Origin of the sequence: Vibrio mediterranei (assembly GCF_013364395.1) — a bacterium.
Lineage (GTDB): Bacteria > Pseudomonadota > Gammaproteobacteria > Enterobacterales > Vibrionaceae > Vibrio > Vibrio mediterranei.
This window is the reverse complement of record NZ_JABXGK010000001.1, coordinates 1575679-1589538: the sequence shown is the minus strand read 5'-3', so window position 1 is coordinate 1589538 and position 13860 is coordinate 1575679. Positions and strand designations below refer to the sequence as shown.

Below are 13860 nucleotides of genomic sequence, written 5' to 3'. Positions count from 1 at the left end.
ATATCATTAGCCCCTTTTATTTTCTTTCGTTGAATTAGCTTCGAACTAGTTCAACCTTTTCTTCGCTTTCACCGGCAGCAGGATCGTTGAACTTATCAATATTCAATGCGCCTTCCGATTTGGCAACAATACAAGTAACTGCGCTATCACCTGTGATGTTAACTGCGGTACGAATCATATCTAATAGGCGGTCAACACCCATGATTAATGCAATACCTTCTAAAGGTAGACCCACTTGATTTAGTACCATGGCTAACATGATAAGGCCAACACCAGGAACGCCCGCAGTACCAATTGACGCAAGGGTCGCTGTCAGAATTACCGTCAGGTAATCACCCATGGTTAAATCAATATTAAACGCCTGAGCAATAAACGCAGTTGCCACGCCCTGCATGATCGCAGTGCCATCCATGTTGATAGTAGCACCGAGTGGAATTGTGAAAGACGATACCTTGTTATCTACGCCAAGACGATTTTGAGCCGTTTCCATGGTAACAGGAATAGTTGCGTTAGATGATGCGGTAGAAAATGCAAACATGACAGCATCTTCCATCTTCTTCAAGAAGGTAACAGGACTTAAACCTGTAAATGACTTAAGCATGACACTGTACGTCACCAAGCCATGCAATAGTAATGTGGCCGTTAGAACGAAGAAGTACTCTGCAAGGTTAAAGATGGCGCTTAAACCTAAACCAGTAAACAGCTTAGCCATTAAGAAGAATACACCATAAGGGGCGATGTTCATTAACAAGGCTACCAACTTCATGATCACTTCGTTAAGGTCACGGAACACAGCCGCGATTCGCTCTCCAGGTTCGCCCGCAGCACTAATCGCAATACCGAACAATACAGCAAACACGATAACCTGTAGTGTTTTACCTTCTGCCATTGCGCTAATAGGGTTAGTTGGGAACATGTCAATGATGACCTGCCCTAAAGATGGGGCTTCAGCAGCGGCAAATGAACTAGCGGCAGTAAGGTCTGCACCTGCACCCGGTTGGAACACAGTGCCCATGGTAAGAGCTAAGGTGATCGCAACTGCTGTCGTCGCTACATAAAAAAGAACAGTCTTACCACCTAAACGGCCTAGAGTGGTTACGTCCTTCAAAGAACTCGTACCACAAACTAGCGATACAAAAACCAAAGGTACAACAAGCATCTTCAAGCTGGCGATGAAAATTTGGCCACCAACTTCGAACAAACCATTAACGATGTATGCGTCTACAAATCCGTTCTCAGCAAACAAGCTTCGAATCGCGAAGCCCGTCAAAATACCTGCAACCATACCGATAATCACTCGTGTAGTCAGTGACATTGGTTTTTTGGTATTAGTCATAATTACTCCTTATTTTTATATTGCTTAGAGATGGGGACATCTAAAAGCCGGAGCAGATTAGCAGCTAGACGCTGACGATTAGAATTACAAATTTGTTTTCTGATTCTGCACTGTGACTGGGATCACTCATGTTGTTACACACAGCACGCTAACAAAAACCTTAATGCTACATATTACCAACAAAACAGCATGCAATATAACACCAATGGCCACAACTAATATTATGTTCTTTTAAAGTTCACATAAGAAATATTAATACCTGACTAGCATCTCAATATACCATCTTAATGAAATAAAAATACCTAGCACATAATTCTGGGTATTTTGAAATGAAAGGTAAATAATCTAAGCCATCAAATAGACACAAGACTCAGTTCGAAAACAACAGCAGTTTCTTCTGGAACCCTAGGGTGTTCATCTTCTTTATAAGCTAAGTGAGCTGGGACATATAAACGCCACGTAGAGCCTAGCTTCATCTGTTTTAGCACGACTAACCAAGAGACAGGAGCCTGATTTAAAGAAATCGTTAGCGGCTCAGGCAGATGTACAGAGCTATCAACTTGACGTCCGTTTAGAAGCCAAGTCTTATGTCTGACCTTACACTGCGTTCCTGACGAGACACTAGCGAGCTCATTCCCCTCTTTTAGTATTTCATACTGAATACCAGAGCTATGGGTTGTTACTTCGCGGCGCTGACCATTCTTTTTGAAAAAAGCCTGTTCAAATTCTGTTTGTTGCTGCTTTAGCTGTTTCTCTGTTTCTTTGCGCTGGTCTTCCATCTGTTGCTTCAACTGCTCATTTTCAGACGGGTCAAATGGCCATTCTTTTTGCATGAATGTGTCCATGATGGCTTCTTGGACAATTTTGATATTCATTTTTGGAAATGATTTTTTGGCAAGCTCCAACGCGATCTCTCGACCGTAGATATAGCTTACTTTTTGTTCTAACGTCTCTATTTCCATCCCAACCTCTCAACAACTAACTCTTGGTCTAATGTTAAGACTTCTTATACAGAAAAAAAGTATGTTACGGATAAAAAGGCTTGATACTGGAAAAAGAAAAGGACCAAGAGGTCCTTTTGCATTGATGATTATGTGAACTTTAGGTCAGTTCATTATCTGGCAGGGAATCGACCACTGGCAAAGTTTGCAACACGTATTGACCAGGAGCACTACCTACTACAGGATATTCTTCATTTCCTGTTGAAAACGGTTCAACTTGCTCTTCCGCGCTAAACTGTTTGAGCCACTCGTTCCAGTGCAGCCACCACGACCCCTTATGGTGTTCTGCATTCCCTATCCACTCTTCTGCGGATTCTTCTAGAGTAGAATTAGTCCAGAAACCATATTTCTCTTTTGCGGGATGATTAACGATACCTGCAATATGCCCTGATTCGCCCAATACGAAAGTTTTGTTCCCACCCATTTTCAACGCACCGCGATAAGTTCCTTGCCAAAGTGCAATATGATCCTCTTTGGTGGAAATAAAGTAACTTGGGATTCGTATCTTATCTAAGTCTATCCACACGCCGCCGATTTTCACACCTTTATCCTGAATCAGCTTGTTTTCAAGGTATAGCTGTCTTAATAGAAAATTATGTGTAGCTGCAGTTACATTAGTGCTATCACTATTCCAGTACAACAAGTCGAAATCTACGGGACTGTTACCCTTAAGGTAATTATCGACATAGTAGTTCCAGTAAAGACTATTTTCTCGAAGCAAGCTAAATGTCACACTGAGTGAGCGACCATCCATATAACCTATGGCGTTATTTTGTAGTTCAATAGCTCTGATGATGGTGTCGTTTATATAAGCTCCTACTTCGCCTGGCTGGCTATAATCAAGCAACGTGGTAAAAAACGACGCTGAGACAATCCGTTTCTTCATACGTTTGGCGGCGTAGTACGCCACAGTGGAAGCGAGGACAGTGCCACCAATACAATATCCGGCAGCATTGATTTGATCTTTACCGGTGATCGACTCAATGGCAGAAACTGCTTTGACGACACCATTAGTCACGTAGTCGCCAAACTCCACCTTAGCTTGAGAAGATCCAGGATTTCGCCACGACATCATAAATACACTGTGGCCCTGCTCCAGCAGCCATTTAACCATCGAGTTTTTCTCACGAAGATCAAGAATGTAGTATTTGTTGATGAAAGGCGGAACGATAAGCAATGGTGTAGAGTTCACCACTTCCGTTACTGGACGATATTGAATCAGCTCAAATAGCTCATTCTGATAGACAACATCTCCAGCCGTATTAGCGACATGTTCACCTATTTGGAATGCTTCAGTATTCGTCATGCGAATTTTCAGCACATCAGCACTTGCTTCGATGTCCTCTTGGAACTGCTGAAGTCCAGCAAGCAAGTTTTCTCCATTTTGCTCAACAGTTAGTTTAAGTAGCTCAGGATTGGTGGCGATGAAATTCGTTGGTGAGAGTGCATTCAACGTTTGTCGGGAGAAAAACGTCAATCGCTCTTTGATTTTCTCATCGACACCTTCCACCGAGTTGATGGTCTCTAAATAAGTCTTACTGAAAAGAACATAGGACTGCTTGATGAAGTTATAAAACGCTTCTTCTTTCCATGCATCATCTTCAAATCGACGGTCGCCTTTTTCTACAGAAACGACGTCTTCTTTACTTGATTGCAGTGCTACTCGCTGCCAAATCTCTAGTTGTTGAGTCCACCATTTAGTTTGCATGTCCAACATAGCAGCGGGTTGCTGTGAGGCCTTATCCATAAAAGCTGCAGTATCTTCTGCGTTGAGTTCCTGCATTGCTTTAGTTAGAGGGCTATTAACGGCTGCCTTGCCTTGCTCGAAGTCTTTCCACCATTGCTGGTTGCTCTCCTGCAGTTTCACAAGGTAGTCCGAAAAGAAGTTTTGAAACATAGTTAAAACCCTTTTCTTGGAAAACAAAAAAGGCTGCGGGAACGAGTGCCCCCGCAACCCTAATAAAAAAACTGAATCATTAAGCTGGCGTGTTAGCTTTTACTGTTTCAGTTGTTAGAGCTTCAATATCTTCTTTGAATTCTTTCGCAACTTGTTGGAGCTTATTACTGTCATCCATCATTTGTTGAGATAGGCGAGACAGTGTATTAAGTTGTTGGCTATTAAAAACAGCAAATGATGACACGTCTTTAATTTCGGAGGCCGCTTTCATTTGGCTTAAACCAAGCTCACTGTACGAACGCATGGCATTAAGTTGCAGTTCAGTTAGAGTTTCTACATTTTTCGTCATCAATTTGTTGAATTTTGCATATGGTTCAAACGTTTTTTCTGACTGTTCATTGAAAACTTTAAAGATATCCGTGTACATGATTATTTCTCCTAGGAAACATATTCCAATTTTATATAACTATCCCATTAATATTTGGGAATCCGACAACACTGTAATGAGCTATTAACAATTACGTTTTTAAGACTTGCAGTTTTTCAAAAGTACTGCTGTTCCCATACCACCACCCACACATAAAGATGCAACGCCGATATTCTTTTGTTCGCGTAACATTTCATGAATAAGAGTGACAATAATTCTATTACCAGACGCTCCTAATGGATGTCCTAGGGCAATAGCACCACCATTTGGATTAGCTTTTTGTAAAATAGACTCCGCAGACACACCATGCTGCGATGCTAAGTTTCGTATAACCCCTAACGCTTGGGCCGCAAACGCTTCGTTAAGCTCAAACACATCCACGTTTTCTATGGTTAAGTCAGCTTTACTAAGCACTTTAGTCACCGCTTGAACTGGGCCAAGTCCCATTACTTGCGGGTCAATACCAGTTTGAGCGCAGTTAACGACTTCACATAATGGTGTCAACCCTAAGCGTTCAACCGCCGACTCGGAAGCCACAACCAAAGCGCTAGCACCATCATTAATGCCCGACGCATTACCCGCCGTCACTGTACCTTCTCTATCAAATGCAGGCCTTAACTTAGATAAGCCTTGCATGGTCGCGTCTAGTTTGGGGTATTCATCGGTCGAAAATTCGACGCTTTGACGTCGAATTTTCACCTCAACGGGTTGAATTTCATCTATAAACTTCCCTGCTTCAATGGCTGCGGCCGCTTTTTGTTGACTTTGTAGGGCATACGCATCTTGATCGTCACGAGAAATATCGACTTCCTTAGCGATGTTTTCAGCGGTCACGCCCATGTGGTAAGCATTAAAGACATCGGTGAGTCCATCTGAAACGAGAAGATCCTTTGCAGTGATATCCCCCATTTTATGGCCTGAACGTGCCGACGCTGGCATAGCAAACGGGATCTGCGACATAATCTCAACACCAGCAGCGACAACAACTTCTGCCTCGCCTGATTTGATATGTGATGCGGCGTCCATGAGCGTTTTCATTCCGCTACCACATACCATGTTTAGCGTATAAGCTGGAACTTCCGCTGGAATACCTGCATAGATAGAAGCTTGTCGTCCTACCCCCATGCCTTGATTTGCACTCACAACGTTACCGACAATCACTTCATCTATGTCGTTAACAGTTATACCGCAGGCATCGACCGCACCAGCAATCACTTCCGATGCAAGTTTTCCAGCAGTAACGTTCTGTAAGCTGCCACCAAAACTACCGATTGCTGAACGCTTTGCTGCAACAATAAAAACTTTTTCCATTATCTGTTCCCTTGATTACGCCATGTATAGGCCGCCATTGATGGCAACCGTTTCACCTGTGATGTAAGCGGCCTCTTCACTTGCCAAAAATGCTACCGTGGCGGCAACTTCTTCTGGTTTTGCTAGGCGTTTCAGTGGAATGGTGCTTTTAATGGAATCGAGAACGTCTTCACGCATGGCCTCAACCATAGGCGTGCCTGTATAACCAGGTGCAACAACATTTGCTGTAACTCCAGATCTAGCACCTTCTGAAGCAAGCGCTTTGGTAAAGCCAATCATTCCAGCTTTTGCTGCAGCGTAATTCGCTTGGCCAAACTGCCCTTTTTGACCATTTACCGATGAGATATTGATGACACGGCCATTACCTTTTTCACACATAGCCGCGAAAAGAGGTTGCGTCACGTTATAAACACTATTCAGATTAGTGTTGATAACATCAAACCACGCTTCAGCCTTCATTTTCTTAAACTGGCCATCCCTCGTAATACCGGCATTGTTTACGACCAGATCAAATGTCCCTTCTTCTTGCTGAAGTTGATTTAGCTTTTCGTTACACTCCTCAGTATTTGTAACATCAAGTTCAAACAGCCTTACTTGGTCTTCTGTGAAACCCTTGCTGTCGAACCATTCCTTAGCGCATGAATAGTTACCTGTGTTATAGGTAGCAATCAGACGATATCCTTTATCGACAATTGCAGATGATATTGCGGAACCAATTCCGCCTTTTGAACCGGTGATTATTGCGAGCTTCTTCATTAATGACTCCATTCCTAGCAACTAGCATTTAGCTATTTATGTAAAATACTAAATTCTGACGTCCTAATTTGCGTATTTATTATGATGACTGACTTTATTATTGATATTACTGAGCTTTTGTTACGCTTTGACTTATGGATATTAAATTAATGAAATCTTAATATTTAACCACCCTTTAATCGTTGCACGGAGTAGTACTTAGATACTGATCACAATCATGAAATTACTAAATTACATTTTATCCACCCGTTCTCCTTGAAGAAAAAACCCGAATCAATTTTTCAACAAACCTTTTAATAACAGTCACTTTAAATTTATATTCGTATTAATAAGGAATTACCATGCACCAAAATAATGATTGGTATCTATCAATAACATTTAATTACAAATCTCAATTTCTATCACATTATTCTTAGATTGAATAATATAGATCACTGAAAGATATGAGATATTTATTTAGAGCTAAAGCTTAAATATCATCAAATGTAAATGGTCTCATGTAGTTATATATGGTCAAAGCACCATACTGATGCAATACACATTATTTTGGTGCTTTTCATTAAGACGTGATCTTTTTCACAAAGCCTCACAGCGCTTTAACATTAATGTCTTACACGAAAGTATGTTCTATCTACTTCCATGAAAAAGGCCCTTGAACTCAAAGTCAAAGGGCCTTCAAAACTAAGTACTTATATGTAGTTGCCTATCTTAGTTCAGCTTCGCCAGCAACTCCTTAATAGCAACGCTTAGTTGACGGTCTCTGTCAGAAGCGACGTCGTCAGGTGAGTTATAAACCAAGATATTTGGCTTCACTTCATTGTTCTCGAACCATTTACCCTGATCATTTTTGAAACCAAGTTGCGGCACACCATATTCTAACAATGGTTCTTGCTGGTTTTCCCAAAGCACGTAAGTTCCCGTCCCTGGCACGCGTTCACCCACTAGTTTTCCAATTCCCTCTTTCTGATAAAAGTAAGGTACCACTGAACCATCTGAGTAACTCGATGCATTCGCTAACATAATGCTAGGTTTTGCCCAACGGCGAAGTGGGAAAGAGCCTGCTGAATAACCATCTCTCGATACCGCTGAACTGTGTCTTACGCCAGATAATAGATTCATTATTTGATCATGTAAGTTCCCTCCGACATTGTATCGGACATCAATAACAACCGCTTCTTTATCTCGATATCGTCCAAACAATTTGTTGACCAACTGACGATATGAATCGTTACCCATTTCAGGAATATGAATATAACCCAGACGTCCATTTGATAGCTTATTGGTCAGCACTTCACGCTCCGTTACCCAACGTTTATACGAGAGTTTCGCTTCGTCAGACAACGAAACTGGCTTAACGGCTACGGATATCGTCTTCTTATTCCCAGGAGTAAGAACAGATAGTCGAGTTACTTTACCTTCTAGGTTATTGAGTAATGGATAAATATCCTGACCAGGTTGAACATCTACACCATTGACCGAGTAAATAATGCTACCTGATTTAATCGGGTTATTCGGCAGATCCGCTGGCCCTCCTAGTAGAACGCTACGAACTCTTGCACCTTTCCCTTGATATTTGTCATCGTAAATTATGCCGAGTGATGCTGGCGACTCCCAGTTACCTGGGTGCATCCTATACGTAGAACCAGTGTGCGAGGCATTCAACTCACCAGCCAACTCGCTTAATAGCTGAGCAAAGTCGGTATAATTATGTATGCTTGGTAAATGTTTTGCATACGCCTCTCTATACCAATCCCACTCTACTCCATGTAGATTCTTGTCGTAGAATTTGGTCTTGGTTAAGCGCCATACATGGTCAAAGATATATTGTGTTTCTTTCGCAAAGTCATATTCGGCATCCAAGCTAAAATGAACGTCATCACTATCGCCATTAGCCAAATCGATTTTCTCTAGTTGTCCATGACCGATGAGCATCAACATCGTTCTGTCAGGCGTTACCGTAATGGCTTGGATGTCGTCCGCGGAGCGTGTGAACATCACTTCATGCTCCCCTGTTAAAAGGTTCAGGTGCACAAATTCGATATCATCGCCTCGTTGATTGGCAACAACCATTTCAGTGTTGTCGGGAGAAAGGTAACTCGCCAAAACTGACATAGAATAAGGCGTTAAGCGTTGGATTCTATCTTGAAGGTTGTTGACATCAATCAGAGTTTTATGGTTTGGAGCAGCAGAGTGTTCTTCTTGCTCAGCTAACCACGCTTGGTCTTGAGATAGGCCCAAGTTCGCTTCTGTCTTTTTATTTAGAGTGACCGCATATACGTCACCATTTACGGTACTGCCATCCAGTTCTGTCAGCCCGTCTTTGTCTGATGTCCAGTAAACAACCTGACCATCATCAGAGAACTTTGGCGCAGATTGAACAAATCCGCTGTAGCTCAATGTGATGGGTTTGTTCTCGCCTTTGCTATCAAGTAGAACAATATTATTAGCACTTAACGTACTACCATCACGAGATACTATATACTGATCATCTGGCGACCACTGATAACGCCAATCTGAATCCTCGTAGGAATACATAGATTGGCTATTAAGAAGTGTCGTTTTGGCGCCATCTTCAATAGTCATTACTTTTAACGTATTTCTTGATTCTCTGTATGCAATGCGTGTGTCATCATGAGACAACACAGGTTGGGTCTCATCTACCGGCGTATCCGTGAGTTGCTGTTCTGTTATCTGACTTGCCGTAAGAAAGCTCTTATCGTGATCGCCTATATGACTCGCAAATAAATCCCAATTCCCTGCTCGCTCAGAGCCATAAAGTAATGTCATTCCATCACTCGAGAACGAAATGTCTCTTTCTGCTTGTGGGGTATTCGTCAACCGACGTGCCTCTCCGGTCAACGTAGAGATGACAAATACCTCCCCTCGAGCTACGACGGCGACTTCCGGAGCTGTTGGTGATACCGCTAGTTCAGTAATCTCATAGGCCAAATTCACGTTTCTAGTACTGCTATCACTGCGCGCTTTACGTATTTTGATGTCAACTTCATGCGCTGCCTTATCGCCTTTCCTCTTAAGCCAAATACCACCGTCAAACCCGTAAGCTAAATCACCTTGGGTGCTAATCGATAAAAACCTAACGGGTAACTTTTGATGATGAGTTACGGCAACAGCATCACCTTCAGGCTCAGTCAAAGACTGCTTCCAGATGTTAAAACTGCCTGAACGTTCAGATAAGAAATACATGGACTGGTCATCCTCAGACCAAACTGCGTTGCGATCTTCACCTCTAAAAGTTGTTAGTTGTGTGTGTTTGTGAGTTTTAGCGTCATATTTCCAGATATCTCTTGCAGCATCTGATTGAGCACCTTTGCGCCACTGTTGTTCGGTATACGAAGGCAAATCGGTATACAAAGCCTGACTACCATCATGAGAGACCGAATAACTACTCACTGAATTTTCTAACAAGACCTGCTCTCGACCACCCTTTGCAGGAACTGTATACAGTCTGTAGGAGCGGCCAAAAAATCCGTTATTTAATTCGCTATCACCATTACCGATCCTAAAAGATTGAAATAAGACTTGGCTACCATCGGCACTAAAGGAATAAGGGATATCCTTGCTACCGTGGAAAGTTAATCGTTGAGATTTATGAGTGTTCATGTTCAAAACAAACACATCTCCCCGACCATACTGGTTAGATTGGTATGCTAACGACTGTCCATCAGGAGACCATACAGGATTCGAGCTATAAACCGTCTCACTTGTAAGCGGAACTGCATCGCCACCCTTTGCGTTAGCTACCCAGACTTGGCCACTGTAAGTAAATGCAATCTGATCACCGGCCGGAGAAATAGCAATGTCTCGATACCATGATGAGCCATCTGATGTTTGTGCAATAAGCAAAGAGGCGTGACTAGCCGAGAAAAGGACAAAGCCCACTCGGGCTAAATGTGAAAATTTCATGGATTCCCTTAAGTGTTGCGTTTTTACCCATCATGCCACAGATTTGGGCGGGAAATTTTCATCACGAAATCATTGTAAATACAGACAAGTATTCGTCACTTTATCAAGCAATCACTCACCAAGAAAATATGCGAGATAATCTCCTACCCAGCCTATATCACACAGCATTTAAATACTGCAAAATGACATATCCAATCATCTTTGCACTAATGAATTCTTATTCCTCAACCTTGCGTCATGGCCTCAGGCATACACAAAAATACAAGTTGCTACAAAGTATTGACTCTGCTCTACCAAAATTAAGGAAATAAAAACTAACGCCATCTAGTTTTGTTTCATTTTTGTTACTACTTGTTTTGCGTTACACTACGGAGTGCAAAAAACGTTGTACCATAAGGATATGGATTGATGAGCAACACCTTTCCCACTCAGGCTATTCGCAAAACCCTTACTTTAGGCGCATTTGCTATTCTTAGTTTCTTAGCCCTATTTTTCTATACTCAACATTCCGTTGATAAAACCAAAAACCAATTGATTTCGCTTCAAAAGAGTATTCTTACCGCATCTAACGACATGCTAATGATGCGTCGTCACGAAAAAGATTTTATTGATAGAGTCGACCACATATATCTACAGAAAATGGAGACGGATTATCAAAACATTCTGGAGCAGCTAGGTTCGATCAATGCAACCATTATTAATTCCGGACTAAATACAGATTACGATGGGCAACAGGCATTATCCCATGTCGATGATTATGTTCAACGCTTCTACTTACTGGCTGATATTGTGTTGCTTATTCATGGTTCAGAGGGTGAAACCGGCCTTATTGATAATTTAAAGCAGAAGACGCTCGCATTCGAGTATGCCTTGATTCAAGCCAACTCAACACCACTTGATTACATTGCTCTAACAACCAAAGATTTAATGTACCAGTTCTTCGCCGAGTTTGACCCTACTGTTCTACCTAGAATTGAACGAACCCTCGTTCAAATGCAATCAGAGTTAAGCGCTCAGGAATCCTCATACGAACTCCTATATAGATTTCAGGAGTTCCGACTTGCTTTTTATGCTCTACAAAGCGCATACGAGAATTTTGGGTACTCCTATCAAGAGGGACAACTTGGTGAACTCAGAGCCACCATTCATAAACTGGAAGGCAAACTGAATACCTTGTTTAATATCTTACCAAAGCAGATAAACAGCGAAATCGTTAAGCATGAGAATCATCAATCTCTTGCTACTATTTTGCTCATCGCTGCCATTGTTCTCATCCTACTTTATGTTGTTAGACAAACCTCTACCCTAGAGAAACAGCTGATTGATGCAAGAGAGCACGAAAAACAAGCGAATCAAGCTAAGAGCACATTTTTGGCCAATATGTCTCATGAGATTCGTACGCCCCTTAACGGTATTTTAGGTATGACTGAGATCCTCGGAGACTCCAAGCTTAGTGCCATCCAAAAAGATTACCTGACGACCATCAATGCATCATCTCAGACCTTACTCATGCTGATTAACGATATACTCGATCTTTCAAAAATCGAATCCGGGCATTTAGAGATTTGTCCTCACACGACAGCAATAAAAGAGACGATCTTTGATACCGCGGCACTAATCGCACCCAAAGCACAGCAGAAACAAATCGATATTCTCATCGATATCGATCCAGAGATACCTGACTATGTGAAAGCCGACGAACAAAAAGTTCGCCAAACATTAATGAATTTAGCTTCCAATGCGATTAAGTTTACTGAAACAGGCAGCATCGCATTCTCTCTAAAGTTGAGAGCTCAGACAGAAGACAGTGTCACCATTGGCTTTTCCATCCAGGACACAGGGATAGGCATTGATGAAAAAAAGCAGAAGCACATTTTTGAAGAGTTTAAACAAGAAGATGTCGATACCTCGAAAGACTATGGCGGTACTGGTTTAGGCCTGGCTATTTGCGCAAAGATGGTGGAAATGATGGGTGGCAACATTCATCTTGAATCAATTAAAGGAAAAGGCTGTCACTTTTACTTTGACCTTGAATTCAGCCGCGACAGCCATAGTGTAAGTTATGAGCCATCGCTACATGTTCAATACTTCTCAGACTATCCAAATCCACTGTTGCTTTCGGAACTTGAACGTTACGGAGTGAAATACGTGCACGCTGCTGTATCAGACATCAACACGCTAGAACTCACTGTTGATACGATCATTATTCTTGATAGCAATGCCAACTTCTCTTCGGTTCAATCACAATTCAAAGAGCATGATATTGTCCTGTTGCGCGATAACAAAGAAACCGCGAATGCCAATGGATTACAGGTTTCTGCGTTTCTAACATCACCACTATTTGGTAACAGATTGATCAACAGCCTACGTAACCTTACGGCGACTAGAGCACCTACAGAGGTGACTAGCACCAATGACACCAATCTAAAATCGGAGAGAACCTTTAAAATCTTGGTTGTTGAAGATAATAAAGTAAACCAACAGATCGTTAGTTTAAATTTGAAGAAGCTATCTATTGACTTTGTGATTGCCAATAACGGTCAAGAAGCAGTTGAGATTTATCAACGAGACTATTCGACTATTGGACTTATACTTATGGACTGTATGATGCCCGTGCTTGATGGTTTTGAAGCCACCAAAGCAATTCGAGAGTTCGAAGCTGAGAATGCTCTTAAGCAAACTCATATTATTGCCCTAACCGCTTCGGTGCTCGATGACGATATTCAAAAGTGCTATCAAAGTGGCATGGATGACTATTTACCCAAACCTTTCAAACGCGAAGTGTTGATGGAAAAGCTAGACTCTAAGTTCCAAGCATCCTGTTAAACCAAGGAGTGTTTATGCTGAATAACTACATCGATGTCCTAAAGAACAACTATGCGAACTTCAACGGCCGAGCGACGCGCAAGCAATACTGGAGTTACGTGTTGGTCAGCTTTGTCATTGCCTTACTATTCAATATCATCGATAGAATCGTTGGTGCCGGTAGTGAGCAATTCGGGTTATTTGGTACGTTTTATTCTTTAGCTGTACTAGTACCAACATTGGCTGTGGGATGCCGACGACTACATGACACTGGTCGAAGTGGTTGGTGGTTATTCCTTTATTTGATTCCTTTGTTAGGCGCTCTCATTCTAGTCATCTTTTTCATTTTCAAGAGTGACCATGACAATGGGTACGGAGCCGCTCCTCCTTCACTTTAGTAAGT

The 13860-nt window shown here is 42.0% G+C and carries 9 protein-coding genes; 2 read left to right on the top strand and 7 right to left on the bottom strand.

Annotated features, from left to right (window positions below):
• Window positions 1-34 precede the first annotated feature (34 nt).
• The 7 genes from HOP38_RS07510 to HOP38_RS07480 form a co-directional block, all read right to left on the bottom strand.
• Complete coding sequence (locus tag HOP38_RS07510) at window positions 35-1336, bottom strand: dicarboxylate/amino acid:cation symporter (RefSeq protein ID WP_063606768.1); 1302 nt, start codon at window positions 1334-1336, stop codon at window positions 35-37.
• Between the two features lie 353 nt (window positions 1337-1689).
• Complete coding sequence (locus tag HOP38_RS07505; RefSeq protein ID WP_198557783.1) at window positions 1690-2298, bottom strand: FKBP-type peptidyl-prolyl cis-trans isomerase N-terminal domain-containing protein; 609 nt, start codon at window positions 2296-2298, stop codon at window positions 1690-1692.
• Window positions 2299-2437: 139 nt separating this feature from the next.
• Window positions 2438-4234 (bottom strand): class I poly(R)-hydroxyalkanoic acid synthase, encoded by a 1797-nt coding sequence (gene phaC / locus HOP38_RS07500; protein ID WP_198557782.1) that lies wholly within the window; start codon window positions 4232-4234, stop codon window positions 2438-2440.
• A 79-nt stretch (window positions 4235-4313) separates the two neighbouring features.
• Window positions 4314-4661, bottom strand: a complete 348-nt coding sequence (locus HOP38_RS07495; protein ID WP_006072396.1) for a phasin family protein — start codon at window positions 4659-4661, stop codon at window positions 4314-4316.
• Window positions 4662-4760: 99 nt separating this feature from the next.
• Window positions 4761-5972, bottom strand: coding sequence for an acetyl-CoA C-acetyltransferase (locus HOP38_RS07490; RefSeq protein ID WP_006072393.1), 1212 nt, complete (start codon window positions 5970-5972; stop codon window positions 4761-4763).
• Between the two features lie 15 nt (window positions 5973-5987).
• Window positions 5988-6728 carry an SDR family oxidoreductase gene (locus HOP38_RS07485; protein ID WP_006072390.1) on the bottom strand — a complete coding sequence of 247 codons (741 nt, stop codon included), beginning with the start codon at window positions 6726-6728 and terminating at the stop codon, window positions 5988-5990.
• Between the two features lie 708 nt (window positions 6729-7436).
• Window positions 7437-10652 carry a S41 family peptidase gene (locus HOP38_RS07480; RefSeq protein WP_198557781.1) on the bottom strand — a complete coding sequence of 1072 codons (3216 nt, stop codon included), beginning with the start codon at window positions 10650-10652 and terminating at the stop codon, window positions 7437-7439.
• A gap of 408 nt (window positions 10653-11060) precedes the next feature.
• On the opposite strand from HOP38_RS07480, the gene HOP38_RS07475 reads away from it, so the two are divergent.
• Window positions 11061-13478, top strand: coding sequence for a hybrid sensor histidine kinase/response regulator (locus tag HOP38_RS07475; protein ID WP_198557780.1), 2418 nt, complete (start codon window positions 11061-11063; stop codon window positions 13476-13478).
• Between the two features lie 14 nt (window positions 13479-13492).
• A complete protein-coding gene (locus tag HOP38_RS07470; protein ID WP_198557779.1) occupies window positions 13493-13855 on the top strand; it encodes a DUF805 domain-containing protein in 363 nt (120 codons plus the stop codon).
• Window positions 13856-13860: the final 5 nt, after the last annotated feature.